The sequence below is a fragment of the Streptomyces sp. CA-142005 genome (genome assembly GCF_050942335.1).
In the GTDB taxonomy this organism is placed as follows: domain Bacteria; phylum Actinomycetota; class Actinomycetes; order Streptomycetales; family Streptomycetaceae; genus Streptomyces.
Genome location: NZ_CP192078.1, coordinates 6,398,298 through 6,416,014 on the forward strand (window position 1 = coordinate 6,398,298; position 17,717 = coordinate 6,416,014).

At 72.1% G+C, this 17,717-nt stretch carries 18 protein-coding genes; 13 read left to right on the plus strand and 5 right to left on the minus strand.

The annotated features are described in order from the left end of the window. Nucleotides 1–10: 10 nt before the first annotated feature. Nucleotides 11–1,414 carry a dipeptidase gene (locus ACQPXS_RS29970; protein ID WP_433452359.1) on the plus strand — a complete coding sequence of 468 codons (1,404 nt, stop codon included), beginning with the start codon at nt 11–13 and terminating at the stop codon, nt 1,412–1,414. 154 nt (nt 1,415–1,568) lie between these two features. Then, nucleotides 1,569–2,513, plus strand: coding sequence for an NAD(+) diphosphatase (nudC, locus tag ACQPXS_RS29975; protein ID WP_433452360.1), 945 nt, complete (start codon nt 1,569–1,571; stop codon nt 2,511–2,513). Nucleotides 2,514–2,586: 73 nt separating this feature from the next. Here nudC and ACQPXS_RS29980 read toward each other — a convergent pair whose 3' ends face one another. After that, nucleotides 2,587–2,829, minus strand: coding sequence for a mycoredoxin (locus tag ACQPXS_RS29980; RefSeq protein WP_330337918.1), 243 nt, complete (start codon nt 2,827–2,829; stop codon nt 2,587–2,589). Nucleotides 2,830–2,954: 125 nt separating this feature from the next. On the opposite strand from ACQPXS_RS29980, the gene ACQPXS_RS29985 reads away from it, so the two are divergent. From ACQPXS_RS29985 to ACQPXS_RS30005, 5 genes are all read left to right on the plus strand, one after another. Beyond that, a complete protein-coding gene (locus ACQPXS_RS29985) occupies nt 2,955–5,207 on the plus strand; it encodes an ATP-dependent DNA helicase UvrD2 (RefSeq protein WP_433456011.1) in 2,253 nt (750 codons plus the stop codon). 164 nt (nt 5,208–5,371) lie between these two features. Beyond that, entirely contained in the window at nt 5,372–5,692 is a 321-nt protein-coding gene (locus ACQPXS_RS29990) for a hypothetical protein (protein WP_356317757.1), read from the plus strand. 169 nt (nt 5,693–5,861) lie between these two features. Continuing rightward, the gene (locus tag ACQPXS_RS29995; RefSeq protein ID WP_351799421.1) at nt 5,862–6,230 is read left to right on the plus strand and encodes a WhiB family transcriptional regulator; all 369 of its coding nucleotides are present in this window, start codon (nt 5,862–5,864) and stop codon (nt 6,228–6,230) included. Further along, nucleotides 6,227–6,550: a hypothetical protein gene (locus ACQPXS_RS30000; RefSeq protein WP_351799424.1), complete on the plus strand. Its 324-nt coding sequence runs from the start codon at nt 6,227–6,229 to the stop codon at nt 6,548–6,550. Before ACQPXS_RS29995 ends, ACQPXS_RS30000 begins: the two co-directional genes overlap by 4 nt. Nucleotides 6,551–6,686: 136 nt before the next feature. After that, complete coding sequence (locus tag ACQPXS_RS30005; RefSeq protein ID WP_356317751.1) at nt 6,687–6,899, plus strand: hypothetical protein; 213 nt, start codon at nt 6,687–6,689, stop codon at nt 6,897–6,899. A 45-nt stretch (nt 6,900–6,944) separates the two neighbouring features. On the opposite strand, the gene ACQPXS_RS30010 is transcribed toward ACQPXS_RS30005, so the two are convergent. Together ACQPXS_RS30010 and ACQPXS_RS30015 are read right to left on the minus strand one after the other, a co-directional pair. Next, entirely contained in the window at nt 6,945–8,321 is a 1,377-nt protein-coding gene (locus tag ACQPXS_RS30010) for an ABC1 kinase family protein (RefSeq protein ID WP_356317749.1), read from the minus strand. Continuing rightward, nucleotides 8,314–9,528: a TOMM precursor leader peptide-binding protein gene (locus ACQPXS_RS30015; RefSeq protein WP_433452362.1), complete on the minus strand. Its 1,215-nt coding sequence runs from the start codon at nt 9,526–9,528 to the stop codon at nt 8,314–8,316. The genes ACQPXS_RS30010 and ACQPXS_RS30015 overlap by 8 nt, the downstream gene beginning before the upstream one ends. Nucleotides 9,529–9,849: 321 nt before the next feature. Between ACQPXS_RS30015 and ACQPXS_RS30020 the strand changes: the two genes are divergently transcribed. From ACQPXS_RS30020 to ACQPXS_RS30035, 4 genes are all read left to right on the plus strand, one after another. Beyond that, the gene (locus tag ACQPXS_RS30020) at nt 9,850–10,446 is read left to right on the plus strand and encodes a M48 metallopeptidase family protein (RefSeq protein ID WP_433452363.1); all 597 of its coding nucleotides are present in this window, start codon (nt 9,850–9,852) and stop codon (nt 10,444–10,446) included. Nucleotides 10,447–10,576: 130 nt separating this feature from the next. Then, nucleotides 10,577–12,316, plus strand: coding sequence for a TerD family protein (locus tag ACQPXS_RS30025; protein WP_433452365.1), 1,740 nt, complete (start codon nt 10,577–10,579; stop codon nt 12,314–12,316). 12 nt (nt 12,317–12,328) lie between these two features. Beyond that, a complete protein-coding gene (locus ACQPXS_RS30030) occupies nt 12,329–13,009 on the plus strand; it encodes an AIM24 family protein (protein ID WP_433452366.1) in 681 nt (226 codons plus the stop codon). Between the two features lie 16 nt (nt 13,010–13,025). After that, nucleotides 13,026–13,781 carry an AIM24 family protein gene (locus ACQPXS_RS30035; protein ID WP_351799442.1) on the plus strand — a complete coding sequence of 252 codons (756 nt, stop codon included), beginning with the start codon at nt 13,026–13,028 and terminating at the stop codon, nt 13,779–13,781. Between the two features lie 61 nt (nt 13,782–13,842). Here the strand turns inward: ACQPXS_RS30035 and ACQPXS_RS30040 are convergent, their stop codons facing one another. Both ACQPXS_RS30040 and ACQPXS_RS30045 read right to left on the minus strand, forming a co-directional pair. Next, nucleotides 13,843–14,364 carry an NUDIX hydrolase gene (locus ACQPXS_RS30040; RefSeq protein WP_433452368.1) on the minus strand — a complete coding sequence of 174 codons (522 nt, stop codon included), beginning with the start codon at nt 14,362–14,364 and terminating at the stop codon, nt 13,843–13,845. Further along, nucleotides 14,361–15,818, minus strand: coding sequence for a zinc-dependent metalloprotease (locus ACQPXS_RS30045; RefSeq protein ID WP_433452370.1), 1,458 nt, complete (start codon nt 15,816–15,818; stop codon nt 14,361–14,363). Before ACQPXS_RS30045 ends, ACQPXS_RS30040 begins: the two co-directional genes overlap by 4 nt. 192 nt (nt 15,819–16,010) lie before the next feature. On the opposite strand from ACQPXS_RS30045, the gene ACQPXS_RS30050 reads away from it, so the two are divergent. After that, nucleotides 16,011–17,123 carry an SDR family oxidoreductase gene (locus ACQPXS_RS30050; protein ID WP_351799450.1) on the plus strand — a complete coding sequence of 371 codons (1,113 nt, stop codon included), beginning with the start codon at nt 16,011–16,013 and terminating at the stop codon, nt 17,121–17,123. Nucleotides 17,124–17,253: 130 nt separating this feature from the next. Beyond that, nucleotides 17,254–17,715: a molybdenum cofactor biosynthesis protein MoaE gene (locus ACQPXS_RS30055; RefSeq protein ID WP_351799453.1), complete on the plus strand. Its 462-nt coding sequence runs from the start codon at nt 17,254–17,256 to the stop codon at nt 17,713–17,715. Nucleotides 17,716–17,717: the final 2 nt, after the last annotated feature.

Below are 17,717 nucleotides of genomic sequence, written 5' to 3' on the forward strand. Positions count from 1 at the left end.
GCTCGTGAGCATGAGCCAGACCCCGGACAGCGCCGTCCGCACGTACATCGAGCAGCACCGCGCCGCCTTCCTCGACGACCTCGCGGCATGGCTGCGCATCCCCTCCGTGTCGGCCCAGCCCGACCACGCTCCCGACGTACGGCGCAGCGCCGACTGGCTCGCCGCCAAGCTCAAGGAGACGGGCTTCCCGACCGCCGAGGTCTGGCAGACCCCCGGCGCCCCGGCCGTCTTCGCCGAGTGGCCCTCCGGCGACCCCGAGGCGCCCACCGTCCTGGTCTACGGCCACCACGACGTGCAGCCCGCCGCCCGCGAGGACGGCTGGGACAGCGACCCCTTCGAGCCGGTCGTCCGCGGAAACCGTCTCTACGCGCGCGGGGCGGCCGACGACAAGGGCCAGGTGTTCTTCCACACACTCGGTGTCCGCGCCCACCTCGCCGCCACCGGCCGCACCGCCCCCGCGGTCAACCTGAAGCTGCTGATCGAGGGCGAGGAGGAGTCCGGCTCCCCGCACTTCCGGGCCCTGGTCGAGGAGCACGCGGGCCGGCTCGCCGCCGACGCCGTGATCGTCTCCGACACCGGCATGTGGTCCGAGGACACCCCGACCGTCTGCACCGGCATGCGCGGCCTCGCCGAGTGCGAGATCCGGCTGTACGGCCCCGACCAGGACATCCACTCCGGCTCCTTCGGCGGTGCCGTACCCAACCCGGCCACCGCAGCGGCCCGCTTGGTCGCCGCCCTGCACGACGAGCACGCGCGCGTGGCGATCCCCGGCTTCTACGACGGCATCGTGGAGCTGACCGACCGCGAACGCGAACTCTTCGCCGAGCTTCCCTTCGACGAGCAGCGCTGGCTGGACACCGCCAAGTCCCGCGCCACCCACGGCGAGGCCGGATACAGCACCCTCGAACGCATCTGGGCCCGCCCGACCGCCGAGGTCAACGGCATCGGCGGCGGCTACCAGGGCCCCGGCAACAAGACGATCATCCCGTCCTCGGCCATGGTCAAGCTGTCCTTCCGGATGGTCGCCGGCCAGGACACCGACCACCTCGAGAAGGCCGTCCGCGCCTGGGCCGAGACCCAGGTGCCCGCCGGGATCCGGTGCGAGATCGGCTTCGGCGCGGCCACGCGCCCGTGCCTGACCCCGCTCGACCACCCCGCACTGCAGTCCGTGGTCCGCGCCATGGGCCGCGCCTTCGAGAAATCGGTCCGCTTCACACGCGAGGGCGGCTCCGGACCCGCCGCCGACCTCCAGGAGGTCCTCGGCGCCCCCGTGCTCTTCCTGGGCATCTCCGTCCCCTCCGACGGCTGGCACGCCCCGAACGAAAAGGTCGAGCTCGACCTCCTCCTCAAGGGCGTCGAGACCAGCGCCTACCTGTGGGGTGACCTGGCCGAGCACTGGCGTCACACGCCCTGACCGGCCGGTGCCGTACGGGAGGGCATCGTGTACGGGGCACACTGGAAGGACCGTCCCGCCCGTCCCGCCCGCGCCCGGCCCGGTGCCCTCCCGCCCACGTCCCGCCGAACCGCCCGCCGAACGAACCGCTGCACTGGGGGAGTTGGAAGCACCCGTGACCACCTGGACCGACGACACAGCCGATCGACCCATCTCGCTGACCGCTCCGAGCGGCATCGACCGCGCCGCGCACCACCGGCTCGACGAGGCCTGGCTCGCGGCGGCGTGGAGCCACCCCACGACCCGCTGCTTCGTGGTCTCCGGCGGCCAGGTGCTCATCGACGAGACGCCGGACGGCCGGACCGAACTCGTCATGACACCCTCCTTCGAGGCCCCGCTCACCGAGGCGCACCGCTACTTCCTCGGCATCGACGAGGACGGCGTCAGCTACTTCGCGCTCCAGAAGGACGCGCTGCCCGGCCGTATCGACCAGTCCGCACGCCCCGCCGGGCTGCGGGAGGCCGGCCTGCTGCTCTCGCCGCGCGACGCCGGGCTGATGGTGCACGCGGTCGGCCTGGAGAACTGGCAGCGCACCCACCGATTCTGCTCCCGCTGCGGCGAGCGCACGGTCATCGCCGCCGCCGGTCACATCCGCCGCTGCCCGGCCTGCGGCGCCGAGCACTACCCGCGCACCGACCCGGCCGTGATCATGGCCGTGACCGACGCGGACGACCGCATCCTGCTCGGCCGCCAGGTCCACTGGCCCGAGGGCCGCTTCTCCACGCTCGCGGGCTTCGTCGAACCCGGCGAGTCCATCGAGCAGGCGGTGCGCCGCGAGGTGTCCGAGGAGGTCGGTGTCACCGTCGGTCCCGTGGAGTACGTGGCCAGCCAGCCCTGGCCCTTCCCGTCCAGCCTGATGCTCGGCTTCATGGCCCGCGCCACCTCGACCGCGATCGACGTCGACGGCGACGAGATCCACGAGGCCCGCTGGTTCTCCCGTGAGGAACTGCACGACGCCTTCGAGTCCGGCGAGGTGCTGCCGCCCTACGGCATCTCCATTGCGGCCCGCCTGATCGAGATGTGGTACGGCAAGCCGCTGCCGACGCGCAGCTTCGTCTGAGACACAGCGGGGCGGCCCCTGAAAGGATCAGGGGCCGCCCCGCTGTGTGGTCGCCGCGGAAACCCGCGGAGCGTCAGGCGGCGAGCTTCTGCTTCACCTGGGCGAGCGACGGGTTCGTCAGCGTGGTGCCGTCCGCGAAGAGCACCGTCGGGACCGTCTGGTTTCCGCCATTCGCCTTCTCCACGAAGGCGGCGGACTCGGGGTCCTGCTCGATGTTGATCTCGGTGTAGGCGATGCCCTCCCGGTCCAGCTGGCTCTTCAGCCGCCGGCAGTAGCCGCACCAAGTCGTGCTGTACATCGTCACAGTGCCCTGCATGTCTCTCGCGCTCCTCAGGCAGCTCGGAAAATCGTCCGGGGGGAGAACGTACGCGAGCCGCCCTCCATTCCCACCCCGGGTATCCACAGGTGGCTGTGACGCCTGCCGCATTCCTACGACTATGTGTGCCCGCCTGTGGACAACCGGCACGGCAGTCCCGGGCGACCTGGCAGCATGGCGGTGTGACAGCAGCAACGTACTCCACCCTCTTCCCGCAGGCACCGGACTCTGCCGACGCGGTGCTCGAAGGGCTCGACCCCGAGCAGCGCGCGGTGGCCACCGCCCTGCACGGCCCGGTGTGCGTCCTGGCCGGAGCGGGCACGGGCAAGACACGGGCGATCACGCACCGCATCGCCTACGGCGTGCGCGCCGGCATCCTCCAGCCCTCCAGCGTGCTCGCCGTCACCTTCACCAACCGCGCCGCCGGAGAGATGCGCGGCCGGCTGCGTCAGCTCGGCGCCCACGGCGTCCAGGCCCGCACCTTCCACTCCGCCGCCCTGCGCCAGCTCCAGTACTTCTGGCCGAAAGCGATCGGTGGCGGCATGCCCCGGCTCGTCGACCGCAAGATCCAGCTCGTCGCCGACGCCGCCGCAAGCCTGGGCACCCGGCTCGACCGGGGGGAGCTGCGCGACGTCACCGCCGAGATCGAATGGTCCAAGGTCACCCAGACCATCCCCGCCGACTACCCGTACGCGGCCGCGAAGGCCGGCCGAGAGGCCCCGCGCGACCCCGCCGAGATCGCCCACCTCTACGCGGCCTACGAAGACCTCAAGCGCGACCGCGCCGTGATCGACTTCGAGGACGTCCTGCTGCTGACCGTGGCCATCCTCCAGGACCGGCACGACATCGCCGAACAGGTCCGCGCGCAGTACCAGCACTTCGTCGTCGACGAGTACCAGGACGTCAGCCCCCTGCAGCAGCGGCTGCTGGATCTCTGGCTCGGCGACCGTGACAACCTGTGCGTCGTCGGTGACGCCAGCCAGACGATCTACTCGTTCACGGGAGCAACGCCCGACCATCTCCTGGACTTCCGCGCCCGGCACCCCGGCGCCACCGTCGTCAAACTCGTCCGCGACTACCGCTCCACCCCCCAGGTGGTCCACCTCGCCAACGGCCTCCTCGCCCAGGCCCGCGGCCGCGCCGCCGACCACCGGCTGGAACTGGTCTCCCAGCGCGCCCCCGGTCCCGAGCCCGTCTACACCGAGTACACCGACGAGCCGGCCGAGGCCGAAGGTGCCGCCCGCCGCATCCGCGAGCTGATCGACGCGGGCGTCCCGGCCGCCGAGATCGCCGTGCTGTTCCGGACGAACGCCCAGTCCGAGACCTACGAGCAGGCCCTCGCCGACGTCGGCGTGCCCTACCAACTGCGCGGGGCGGAGCGCTTCTTCGACCGGCCCGAGGTACGCAAGGCCGGCATCGCCCTGCGCGGCGCGGCCCGCTTCGGGGGCAACGACTCCCTGCTGGACGACGCCGTGGACCTGCCCTCCCAGGTGCGTGCCGTCCTGTCCGGAGAGGGCTGGACCACTGAGCCTCCGGCCGGCTCCGGCGCCGTCAGGGAGCGCTGGGAGTCCCTCGCCGCCCTGGTCAGCCTCGCCCACGACCTCGCCGCCGCCAGACCCGGCGCGACCCTCGGCGACTTCGTGACGGAACTCGACGAGCGGGCGGGCGCCCAGCACGCCCCGACCGTCCAGGGCGTCACCCTCGCCTCCCTGCACGCCGCCAAGGGCCTGGAGTGGGACGTCGTCTTCTTGGTCGGCATCGCCGAGGGCATGCTGCCCATCACCTACGCCAGAACAGACGAGCAGATCGAGGAGGAACGCCGGCTGCTCTACGTGGGCGTCACCCGGGCGCGGGAACGGCTCCACCTTTCCTGGGCGCTGTCCCGGTCACCCGGCACCCGCCCCAACCGCCGGCCCAGCCACTTCCTCGACGGTCTGCGCCCCGGCACCACAGCGACCGTCGGCCACACGGGCGGCGCCGTCCCCGGAGGCATCGAGCGCGGGACCGTCACCGGCACCATCGCCGCTCCCCGGCGCGCCCAGCGCACCCCCGCCCGCTGCCGGGTCTGCGGTCGCACGCTCACCGAGGCCGGCGAGATGAAGCTGATGCGCTGTGAGGACTGCCCCTCGGACATGGACGAAGGGCTCTACGAACGGCTGCGGGAGTGGCGTGCGGTCCAGGCCGAGCGCAGCGGGCAGCCGGACTTCTGCGTCTTCACCGACCGCACCCTGATGGCCATCGCCGAGGCGCGGCCCGGGAGTCCCGCCGAGCTCTCCCGCATCCCGGGCGTCCTCAGCCGCAAGCTGCGCAGCTACGGAACCGACGTTCTGGCCATCTGCGCAGGCCACGAGGTCGGCGAAGCCGACGAGGACGGCTGATGCGAACTCGTCGAAAAAATAGTTTGCGCATGCCCACCAATCCCCATAGGTTCTAGGCACGGAAGCAGCGGCCTTCTCGAAGGGGCCTGCTCCGTGATGTACTTGCATATCCGAACGGGCTGGTTCACCCCAGTCCCTTGAGACGCCGAGAGGAGGCGAGTCCAGTGATCAGCATCAACACCAGCACCATCAGCACGGCCAAACTGACCGATCGCTCGGCCGTCTCCCTGTGCATGCTCGGCGCCTCCCACCAGGGCACCGGTCTGTCCGGCATTCGTGCCGACCGTCCGGCGTCCTCCCTCGTTCTCGCGGGCCTCCCCGTCCGTGAGCGCAATGAGCGACCGACCAAGGCACTGGAAGCGGTAGCGGCACAGGCGCAGGCCTATGCCTTTGCGGCGGCCGGTGCCGGATTCCGGAAGCAGACGACGCAGCACCACCTGATGTGGGCCTTCCGTGGGCCAAAACCCTGGAGTGATCCAGCCTGATCCGATCAGGCCGGCGCCTTCAGGGCCGCGGAACCCCATCCGGGATCCGCGGCCCTTCTGTTTTCCCCGAACGGGGACGACGGAGCGAAGGGGCCTCGGGACAAAAGAACCCGGTACCAAGCCGACACCCGGTCAACCGGCCGGACCGACCAGACGAGGAAGACCAACCGTGCAACTCGAAGCGCACGCCCCGTCCGTACCGCCTTCGCAAACGATCCCCCCGCCCGGCCTCACGGAGGACCCCACCTTGATCCCCCTCACCGCGCTCACCGCGCTCGACGACGCCATCGAGAACCTCGGCGTACCCGTCCCCTGCCGCTCCTACGACCCGGAGGTCTTCTTCGCCGAGTCGCCCGCGGACGTCGAGTACGCCAAGTCCCTCTGCCGGACCTGCCCGCTGATCGAGGCCTGCCTCGCCGGCGCCAAGGAGCGGCGTGAGCCCTGGGGCGTCTGGGGTGGCGAGCTGTTCGTCCAGGGTGTCGTCGTCGCCCGGAAGCGGCCGCGTGGCCGCCCGCGGAAGAACCCGGTCACGGCATGAACACCACAGGAACAATCGACCGTCCTCTCACGCACGACCCCCAGAAGCAGGCCCCGATGAAGCCGTCCACCAGCGAGCCCGCAGGCTCCGCGACTCCAGATGTCACCACCTCCGGCGCGACCGAAGCGCGCCAGAACAGGACCCGAGAGATGCAACTCATGCAAGAAGCCCTGGCTCGTGCGCATATGCACGAGCGACACCGTGACGCCGTGCGGGAACGCCGGGCCGTGCGCCTGGCGGTCGCCCAGCGGATGCAGCGCCGGGCCGAGCGTGCCTCGCTGCGCGCCCGGCGCGCGCTCGCCATGGCGGTCATGCAGTAACGATCACCTGCGGAAGCGGTGGCCTCCCGGTCCGGGAGGCGAAGTCTTCTGAAACGGGGGCCGGTCCGGCCGAACGGACCGGCCCCCGCGGTGCGTTGCGCAGGCGATCCGCGGCCGACGGGGTTATCGTCGCCAGGTGACGAGTCTTCCCGGAGGAAGTGATCAGGGCGGCTCCACCCCGGAGCGCCGCGTGCTCGTGTGCGCCCGCTGCGGCACCCCCGCCCACGGCACCCAGCCGGCCACCTGGACCTGCTCCGTGGAGAACGGCGTCCGCCAGTATTTCTGCGACCGCTGTTCCAGGGAGAACCTGAGGGCGATCGAGGGGCGGCTGGACTCGTCCTGGTGGTGAGTCGTTCACCCACGCCGCGGAACGTGCCCCCGCCAGGAGTCCCGGTCAGGCCTCCGCTGCCGTCTCCTCCTCCGTCTCGGCCGGGTCTTCCTCGAGGACGAAGCCCGGCAGCCAGTCCTCCAGCTCCTCGCGCAGCCGTACCGTGGCGCCGAGTTGGCACAGGACGCCGATGGTGCTCAGGGTCACCCGGTGGATCAGCAGATAGGCGGGCGGCAGGTTGAGCCGCTTGCCCAGCTGGTAGGCGGGGGAGCGGGGGTCGGCGATGCGGGCGGCCTGGTTGCGCATCCAGGTGCGGTTGAAGGCGAAGGCCTCGACCCGGGCCGGTTCGATGATCGGCAGCAGGTAGTCGAGCACCGCGTCGGGGTCCAGCTCTATGGACTCCTTGACGAATCCTTCCTCGCAGAGGAGTTCGTAGACCGGTTCGGCCTCGCCGTCCAGTGTCATGCGCAGCGAGATGCCGATCGGTGTCGGCAGACCGCCGGGCAGCCGGTCGACCGTGCCGAAGTCCAGGACGCCCAGGCGCCAGTCGTCCTCGCCGGCCGGGCCACCGGGCAGCAGCCGGAAGTTGCCGGGATGCGGGTCGGCGTGCAGCAGGCCGGTGCGGGCCGGGCCCGAGAAGAGGAACCGGGCCAGGAGCTGGCCGGCGCGGTCGCGCTGCTCAGGGGTGCCGTCAGAGATCACCTCCGACAGCGGGATGCCGTCGATCCACTCGGTCACCAGGACCTGGTCGCACTGGTGCACCACCGCCGGGACCACCACGTCCGGGTCGCCCGCGAACTCCTCCGCGTGGACGGTCTGGGCTTGCGCCTCCAGGGCGTAGTCCAGCTCCTCGGAGACGCGGTCCCTCAGCTCCGCGATGAGCGGCTTGATGTCCATGCCGGGAATCAGCGGTCCCAACAGGCGAGCGAAGCGGCTCAGTTGGCCCAGATCGGAGAGCAGGGCCTCGCCCGCGCCCGGGTACTGCACCTTGACCGCCACCTCACGGCCGTCGTGCCACACGGCCCGGTGCACCTGCCCGATCGAGGCCGCGGCGGCCGGCTTGTCCTCGAACTCTTCGAACAGATCACGCCAGTCCGGTCCGAGCCGTTCCTCCAGCACCGCGTGCACCGTGCGGGTCGGCATCGGCGGCGCCGCCTCCTGGAGCTTGGTCAGCGCGGCGCGGTAGGGCCCGGCGATCTCCTCGGGCAGCGCGGACTCGAAGACGGACAGGGCCTGCCCGAACTTCATCGCACCGCCCTTCAGCTCGCCCAGCACCTTGAACAGCTGCTCCGCCGTGCGCTGTTGCAGCTCCCTGCCGACGATCTCCGCGGACTCACCCACGATCCGCTTGCCCAGCCCCCAGGTCGCCCGGCCGGCGAAGCCGAGCGGGAGCGCGGCGAGCTTGGCGGTCCGGGTGACCGCCTTCCGGGGAAGATCAGACATGCGCCCTCCAAGTCCCTGCCGGCCGCTCCGCGCCTGCCTTGCGTCGTCGCTTCGTCGACGGCCGTTGCACCGCCATTGTCGCGCGTGCTTCGCCGCCGGTTGAGGAGTGCTCCCCTTTAGGTCTGTCCGCAGCGCCGCAACCGCATGCCGGATGTGGCCCGACCGGTCGGGCGTGCCAGTTCAGACCGGGTGTGGTCACCTCCCAGCGGGTGCCCGTGCTGGACGGCGACTCCCCGTCGAGAAAGGCGAGCGCGTGCGCCGCGGCCAGTCCGGCGACCGCCGTGGCCAGCGTCAGATCGCAGGCCGCGACCCGGCGGGCCCTGGCGCACCGCCACTGGGCGGTCAGCCGCGGCCAGGCCGGGTCCCGGTCCCCGCGCTCGAGGTGCAGACAGCCGGCGCAGGACGACTCGCCGGGCAGGACGAGCGGTCCGACGACTCCGGTGCCCTCCACGACGCCGGCGTACAGGTGGGGGGTCCCGGAGGCCATGAGCGGCTCGGCGTCGGCCGGGTCCGGGGCGTGCACGGCGACGTCGTCCCGGGGAGCGAGGATCACCAGGGAGAACCCGGGGTCCTGGGCACCGGAGCCGGGGGAGTGGGCGCGGCGCGGCGGGCGGTCGGGTGCCGCACGGCGCACGGCGGCCCGCGCGGCCGTGTCCCGCCGCTCGCCGAGCGACTCGGCGGGCAGCCCGCCCGGCGCCACGTCCCACGGCTCCACGCGCCCCACGTCGCGCACGTCGACCTCACCGACTCCGGCGCCCGACAGTGCCGATGCCAGCACCGCGCCGACCCGTCCCGCGCCCCGCACCTGCACGCGCAGGGCGCGGCGGGCGGCGAGCCGGGCGAGCGCGCCGCCGGGCTCGGCCGTGGTCAGGGACAGCGCGGCGAGGTCGGCGCGCAGCCGCCGCAGGACGTCCGTCCTGGCGCGCAGCGCTTCGGCGGCCGGTCCGCCGCCGCGCGCGTCGTCGACCAGGCCCGCGCGGGTCAGCCGTTCCAGCAGGGTGTCGACCTGGCCGGCCGGGAGGTCCAGACGGCGGCCCTCCTCGCGGATCAGGGGCACCCCGCGGGTGCCGTCGAGCAGATCCAGGAAGCCGCGCGTCGCCGGGTCCATCGGCCCCAGTGTCAGCGCGTGCGCCGGGGTCATCCCGAACTGCACGTTCTCGCGATCACGCCAGCCGCGCCGCAGCGCGGGCTTCATCACCGGATGCATGACTGGCCCCCGTATCCCTTGAAAGCATCCCGAACCGAAAGCAACCCGAAGATTTCGTCGCCGGTGGAACCGGTCACGCTCCCCCGACGCCTGCCAGCATGCCGTGCCCGTCTGCCCGGCGCCGAGAGTTATCCACAGGTTGGGGGTGTTCGTCGCATAAGCGGACTGAACAAACTGCGCCAAACCAGACGTGCGGGGCGCCGTAAACCGGATGTGCGGATCAGTCGTAGGAATCACAGGAATCAAACGCAAGGTGGTGGATCGGCGTCCAACCGTTCCGGAGCCGGGACTTCGGCCCTGCCCAGCGGGTAACGTCGGGGCGTGCCCGCCGACCCACTGCACCGCGCCGGAATGCCACAGCGCAGCACGACGAGCCAGCCGCCCGGCGGCTCGGGGGCGAGCGCGATCGAGGTCCGCAGGAGTTCCCGGCGCCGCCGGACGGTCTCCGCGTACCGCGAGGGCGATCGCACCGTCGTGCTGATCCCCGCCCGGATGTCGAAGGCGGAGGAGCAGCGCTGGATCACCGTCATGCTCGACAAACTCGCCGCCCAGGAGAGCAGGCGGGTGCTCGGCGACGCCGAGCTCGCCGAGCGTGCCGAGCGGCTGTCCGCCCAGTACTTCGACGGCCGGGCGCGGCCCGCCTCCGTACGCTGGGTCACCAACCAGAACACGCGCTGGGGTTCCTGCACCCCGGCCGAGGGCAGCATCCGGCTTTCGCACCGGCTGCAGGGGATGCCCGAGTACGTCGTCGACTACGTCCTCTGCCATGAGCTGGCCCATCTGCTGGTCCCCGGCCACGGGCCGGACTTCTGGCGGGTGTTGGAGGCGTACCCGCGCACCGAGCGGGCCCGGGGGTACCTCGAAGGCGTGGTCGCCGCGGACCGGCTGCCGCATGTGCCAGGGGCGCGCGGGGAGTGAGCCGGGCGCCGTCCGTCCGCCTCAGGGCGCGGTTGTGTACCGGGTCTGTACCGGCTGCGTCCGCTGTCCGACTTTGCCGTTAGCCTGGCGCGACGCAACTCACATTCGGGATGGGGGACGGTCGTTACGCATGGCCAGGGAATTCCAACGCGGCCACAAGGCCAGGATCAGTGACCTCACGGCGGGCACGGATCTGTACGTAGGCGTGCAGATCTCCGCCCCCGGGCTGACCTTCGACATCAGCTGCTTCGGTCTGGACGCCGACGAGCGCCTCTCGGACGACCGGTACTTCGTCTTCTTCAACCAGCCGAAGTCCCCGGAGGAGTCCATCCAGCTGCTGGGGGCCCAGGCGGGCGACACCGAGTCGTTCCGGGTCACCCTGGACCGTATCCCGTCGCACATCCACAAGCTGTCCTTCACGGCGACCATCGACGGCACCGGGCAGATGTCCCAGGTCGCCCCCGGCTACCTGCGGATCGTGGCGGGCGGCGAGGAGGTCGCGCGGTACTCCTTCAACGGCACGGAGTTCTCCACCGAGCGGGCCGTGATGCTCGGCGACATCTACCTGAAGGACGTGTGGCGGTTCGCCGCCGTCGGGCAGGGCTTCGACGGCGGACTGGACGCACTGCTGAAGAACTTCGGCGGCGAGGTGCTGGAGGAGGAGGCGCCCGCCGCCCCGCAGCAGCCGCAGACCGGTGCCGCCCCCGGCTTCGCCCCGCCCGCCCAGGCCGCGGCCCCGCCCCCGTTCGCCGCCCCGCCCGCCCCCGCGCCGGCCTCCGCGCCCGCCCCGGCACCCGCGCCTGCTCCCGCGCCCCAGCCCGCCGCCCAGGGCTTCGCGCCGCCGTCCGGGGCCACACCCCAGCAGGGCTTCACCCCGCCCCCGGCACCGGCCCCGGCACCCGCGCCCGCGCCGAACGTGCACGCCGCGCCGACGGTCATCGCCCCCCTGACCCCGCCCGCCGGCGGCACCGTCCCGCCGCCCGCCCCGGCCCCCGCACCGTACGGACAGCCCCAGCAGCAGCCGTACGGCCAGCCGCCCCAGCAGCCGTCCTACGGCGGTCAGCCGGCCGCGTCGATGCCCCCTGGCTACGGCCAGCAGCCGCCCTCCTACGGCGGCCAGCCCGCCCCGCCCATGCCCCCGGGCTACGGGCAGGTGCCCGGCCAGCAGCCCGCCGGTTACGGAGTGCCGCAGGGCGCCCCGCAGGGCGGTGCCGGTGTGACGGCCGCGCTCCAGGCGTTCAAGGAGACGCCGACCGGGCAGCGCTGGACGCAGCAGAACAAGAAGCTCATCCGCGTCGACCTCGGCATCGGCGGGCAGCCCGTGCTGGCCAGGCAGGGCAGCATGGTGCTCTACCAGGGCAAGGTCGACTTCAGCTACAAGGGCGCCGGGTTCGCCGGGCGGATCGTCGGCAACGCCACCGGCCAGGAGATGCAGCTGATGCGCTGCACCGGCAACGGCCAGGTGTTCCTCGCCGAGAACGCCACCCATGTGCACCCCGTCGAGCTGCAGGGCGACGCGATCTGCGTGTCCGCGGAGAACGTCCTCGCCTTCGACGAGAGCCTCCAGTACGAGGTGCGCCGCATCGAGGGCCACGGCATCCCCGGCGGCGCCCTGTTCACGATGCAGTTCCAGGGCACCGGCACGATCGTCGTCAAGACGCACGGCACGCCCGTGGTCCTGCCGGTCACGCCGACCACCTTCGCCGACTGCAACGCGGTCGTCGCCTGGTCGGCCGCCGCCCAGGTGATCGTCTCCAGCCAGGTCCGCATGCGCCGCAACGCCTACCCGGGCGACACCGGCGAGAGCGTGAACCTCCAGTTCCGGGGCGCGCCCGGCAACTTCATCGTCGTCCAGCCGTACGAGGTCTAAGGGGAGCCCGTCATGAACCAGCCGCTCGCGGGCTACGCCCCCGCACCCGTCACCGCCCGCATGGAGAACCACGGCAGCCACATGCTCAAGGTCGCCATGCAGACCGGGAACGACCTTCTCGCGCGCGTGGGCTCGATGGTCGCCTACGAAGGCTTCATCCAGTACGAGCCCAACCCGCGGGCCGTCCGTCAGATCGCCCGCGACTGGATCACCGGCGAGGGCGCGCCCCTGATGAAGTGCACCGGGGACGGCCTGCTCTACCTCGCCGACTACGGCGCCGACGTCGTCGTGATCAACCTCAACGGCGACGGCATCTCCGTCAACGCCACCAACCTGCTCGCCTTCGACGCCCACCTCAGCTGGGGTGTGGAACGGGTCAAGGGACTCGCGAAGTTCGCCGGGCAGGGCCTGTGGAACACGAAGATCTCCGGGCAGGGCTGGGTGGCGCTGACCTCCCGGGGCAAGCCGATCGTCGTCGACTGCGGCGGCGGCGAGGACGAGACGTACGTCGACCCGGACGCGCTCGTGGCCTGGTCGCCGAACCTGAAGGTGAAGGGCAAGCGCAGCTTCAAGGCGCAGTCGCTGATCGGCCGGGGCAGCGGCGAGGCCTACCAGATGGCCTTCTCCGGCCAGGGCATCGTCGTCGTCCAGCCCAGCGAGGACAGCACCGACCGCCTCCGGGTCCGGGGCTGAGGGGAGCCAGAAAGCCATGCAGAGCCCGCTTTTCGCATACAACGACCTCCAGACCCAGGAGCGCTGGAGCCTGCAGAACGCGCAGCTGCTCCGCGTCACCCTGGAGGGCCACGACGACATCCTCGCCCGCAAGGGCACCATGGTCGCCTACCAGGGACTGATGGAGTTCGACGCCGAGTACCGGAGCAACAACCAGGCACGCGCGCGTGCGCACACCGGCGAGGGCCTGGACCTGATGCGCTGTCACGGGCAGGGCACGGTGTATCTCGCCAACCTGGCCCAGCACGTGCACATCATGGACGTCGAGCAGGACGGGCTGACCGTCGACAGCTCCTACGTCCTCGCCATGGACTCCTCGCTGCACTACGAGGTAATCGCCGTCGACAGCCTCTACGGCATCTCCGGCTCCGGGAAGTACCAGCTGAACATCACCGGGCGCGGCAAGGTCGCCCTGATGACCTCGGGCGCGCCGCTGCTGATGCAGGTCACGCCGGACAAGTACGTCAACTGCGACGCGGACGCGATCGTCGCCTGGTCCACCGGGCTGCGCGTGCAGATGCAGGCCCAGACGCATTCCTCCGGGGTGTGGCGCCGGCGCGGCAACACCGGTGAGGGCTGGGAGCTGAGCTTCATGGGCTCCGGGTTCGCGCTGGTCCAGCCCAGCGAGCTGCTGCCGCCGCAGAACGCGGTGATCGGGCAGGGCATCGCCGCCCAGTTCGGCATGGGGCAGCACGGAGCGCGCGGGCAGAACCAGGGGAACGTCTGGAGCTGAGCGAGAGGCAAGGGGTGACCGCCGTGAGCGGTCATCCCTTACCCCGGAGCCGGGTGCGGCATCAGAGCCGGGTGCGGGCCGCCTGAAGCAGGCGTACGACCGATTCGTCGGCCACGTCCGCCACCTCGTCGTAGGCGAACCAGCGCAGGTCGAGGGACTCGTCGCTGATCGCGTGCTCGGCGCCCGCCGGGGCCAGGGCCGCGTACTGGACGTCGTAGTGACAGTGGCACGGCGCCGGGATCGGATGCCGGTCCAGGCGCACCGGGCCGCCGGGCAGCAGGGTCAGCCCCGGAACACCGGACTCCTCCGTGGCCTCGCGCAGGGCCGCCGCCGCGAGCGAGGCGTCGCCCGGCTCGCAGTGGCCGCCCATCTGCAGCCACATCCGCAGCTTCTTGTGCAGGGTGAGCAGCACCCGGCCGCGCTCGGGATCGATCACCAGGGCGCTCGCCGTGACGTGGCCCGCGTGGCAGGCCTTCCATATGCCGTCCGGGTGGGCCGCCAGATGGTCGAGGTAGGCCTGGCGCAGCGCGTCCTGGCCCTCGTACCCCTTCAGCACGAGGACCGCGTCGTCGTACAGGCTCACTCGGCGTCGTCACCCTCCGTGTCGTCGCCCTTGACGTCGTCGTCCTTCTTGCGCAGGTCCGGCTTGCCGTGCGAGCCGCCGGCCGCCTCGCCCAGCATCTTGTCCAGCTCGGAGAAGTCCAGCTGCTCGCGGTGCACGAAGCCGTCCGGGTCGTCCAGGTCGGTCGCGGTCGGCAGCATGTCCGGGTGGGCCCACAGGCCGTCCCGGCCGTCGACCCCGCGCGCGTCCGTGAGCGAGGCCCACAGGCGGGAGGCGTCGCGCAGCCGGCGCGGGCGCAGCTCCAGCCCGATCAGCGTGGCGAACGTCTGCTCGGCGGGGCCACCGGTCGCGCGGCGGCGGCGCAGGGTCTCGCGCAGCGCGTCGGCGGACGACAGACGCGGCTTCGCCGCCGCGTGGACCACCGCGTCCACCCAGCCCTCGACGAGCGCCAGAGCGGTCTCCAGGCGCGCCAGGGCCGCCTTCTGCTCCGGGGTGTCCTCCGGCTGGAACATGCCCTGCTGGAGCGCGTCCTGCAGCTGCTCGGGGTTCTGCGGGTCGAACTGGCCGACCACGTCCTCCAGCTTGGCGGTGTCGACCTTGATCCCGCGCGCGTACCCGTCGACCGCGCCGAACAGGTGCGAGCGCAGCCAGGGCACATGCGCGAACAGGCGCTGGTGGGCCGCCTCGCGCAGGGCCAGGTACAGCCGCACCTCCTCCTGCGGCACGCTGAGGTCCTTGCCGAACGCCTCCACGTTGCCCGGGAGCAGCGCGGCCTTGCCGGCCGGGCCCAGCGGCAGGCCGATGTCGGTGGAGCCGACGACCTCGCCCGCGAGCACGCCGACGGCCTGCCCGATCTGCGTGCCGAACATGGCGCCGCCCATCGAGCGCATCATGCCGATCAGCGGGCCCGCCATGGCCTGCATCTCCTCGGGCAGGACGTCGCCCATGGCCGCGCCGACCCGCTCGGCGACCGGGTCGACCAGCTCCTGCCAGGCCGGCAGGGTCGCCTCGACCCACTCCGCGCGGGACCAGGCCACCGCGGAGGCCGAACCCGACGGCAGGGACGTCACGTCGTCCAGCCACAGGTCGGCCAGGCGGACGGCTTCCTCGACCGCCTTGCGCTCGGCCGGGCCGACGCTGGCGTCCTTCGTGCCGTCCGGGGTGCCCTGGGCGACCGTCTGGCGGGCGATCTGCTTGGCCATGTCCCAGTTCACCGGGCCGCCCTCGTAGGAGAGCATCTGGCCCAGCTGCTGGAACGCGGCGCCCAGATCGGTGGGGTTCAGAGACCCGAACATCGCTGCGAGCGGATTGTCGGCGCCGGGGCCGCCAAAGCCTCCGGCTCCTGGCAGGCCGCCGAAGCCGAACGGGTTGGCCGGTCCCTGCCCACCACCGCTCTGCTGGTCCTTCTTCTTGCCCTCGTCGCCGTCCTCCGGCTCCTCCGGCGGAAGGCCGAAACCGAATGGGGTGTCACTCACGGGATTCCTCGGCTGGTAAGGCCACCGGCTTCTCTCCGGCGGCGCGGCTGCCCGACAACACCACCCAGCGTAGACACCCGGACCCGATCGGGCCTCGATGCTTCGCCCACGGCAGGCCTGCGGCAGGATGGATGCACCTGGTACGGGCGCGTCACTCGCGCTCGTACTGAAGACAACCGCTGGAGACGCCCGGTGAGTTCCCCAGATCCGCAGGTTCGCGCAGCGCGAAACCCCTCAACCCCTCCCGCCCTGCGCGGACCCGTCGTGGCGGTCACCGGCGCCGCCACCGGGGTCGGTGCGCTGCTCACCGAGCGGCTCGCGGCCTCCGAGGAGATCAAGCAGGTCGTCGCCATCGACGAGCGGCGCGGCGAGTGCGCCGCCGCCACCTGGCACATCCTCGACGTGCGCGACCCCGCCATCGCGGACAAACTCCGGGGCGCCGACGTGGTCGTCCACCTCGCGCTCGACCTGGACCTGGAGACCGATCCGGCCGCTCGCACCGCTTACAACGTCCGGGGGACGCAGACCGTCCTGACCGCCGCCGCCGCGGCCGGCGTGCACCGGGTCGTGCTGTGCACCTCGGCGATGGTCTACGGCGCGCTGCCGGACAACGAGCTGCCCCTGTCGGAGGACGCCGAACTGCGCGCGACCGCCGAGGCCACCGGGGTCGGGGACCTGCTGGAGATCGAGCGGCTGGCCCGGCGGGCGCCGCGGGCGCATCCGGGGCTGAACGTCACCGTCGTACGGCCCGCGGTGCTGGTCGGGGGTACCGACACCGCGCTGACCCGGTACTTCGAGTCGCCGCGGCTGCTCGTCGTCGCCGGGTCGCGGCCCGCGTGGCAGTTCTGCCACGTCGAGGACCTGTGCAGCGCCCTGGAGTACGCCGTCCTGGAGAAGGTCGACGGGGAACTGGCCGTCGGCTGCGACGGGTGGCTGGAGCAGGAGGAGGTCGAGGAGCTGAGCGGGATCCGGCGCATGGAGCTGCCGTCGGCGGTCGCGCTCGGCGCGGCGGCCCGGCTGCACCGGATCGGGCTCACGCCGTCCCCGGCGGGGGATCTGGCGTACACGATGTACCCGTGGGTGATCAGCGGGAGCCGGCTGCACGACGCCGGGTGGCGGCCGCGGTGGACCAACGAGGAGGTGCTCGCGGAGCTGCTGGAGGAGGTCTCCGGGCGGCACACGGTGGCCGGGCGGCGGCTCGGGCGCAAGGACGCGACGGCCGCGGGCGCCGCGGGGGCGACGGTCGCTCTGCTGGGCGCGGCGGCTGTCGTACGACGGGCCCGCAAGGCCCGGCGGCGGGCCTGAGCCGGGCCTGGCCCGGACGCAGTGGGCCCCGGGCCCGCGGCCGCGTCGTAGGAGCATCCAAAACGCCCCGCGCGCGTGCCTGGTGAATCTCGTATTCCCCGGTGTCACAGGCGTGCGGCACGATGGGGGTATGGCACACGCGAACGAGCACCCCGGTGAGCAGGCGGCACAGGATCCCATCAGGTTGATCGGTGTCCGGGAGACCGCGCTCTCCGTGGACGAGGTGTTCCAGGCCGTCGGGGACGACGCGGCCGGGGGCATCGCCCTGTTCGTGGGGACCGTGCGCAATCACGACGGGGGTGCGGACGTGGACGCGCTCGGGTACTCCTGCCATCCCAGCGCCGAGGCCGAGATGCGGCGGATCGCCGAGAAGGTGGTCGCCGAGTATCCGGTGCGGGCGCTGGCCGCCGTGCACCGGGTGGGGGACCTGCGGGTCGGGGATCTCGCCGTGGTCGTCGGCGTCGCCTGTCCGCACCGGGCCGAGGCCTTCGACGCCTGCCGGAAGCTGATCGACGACCTCAAGCACGAAGTGCCCATCTGGAAGCACCAGAGATTCTCCGACGGTACGGAGGAGTGGGTCGGCGCCTGCTGAGC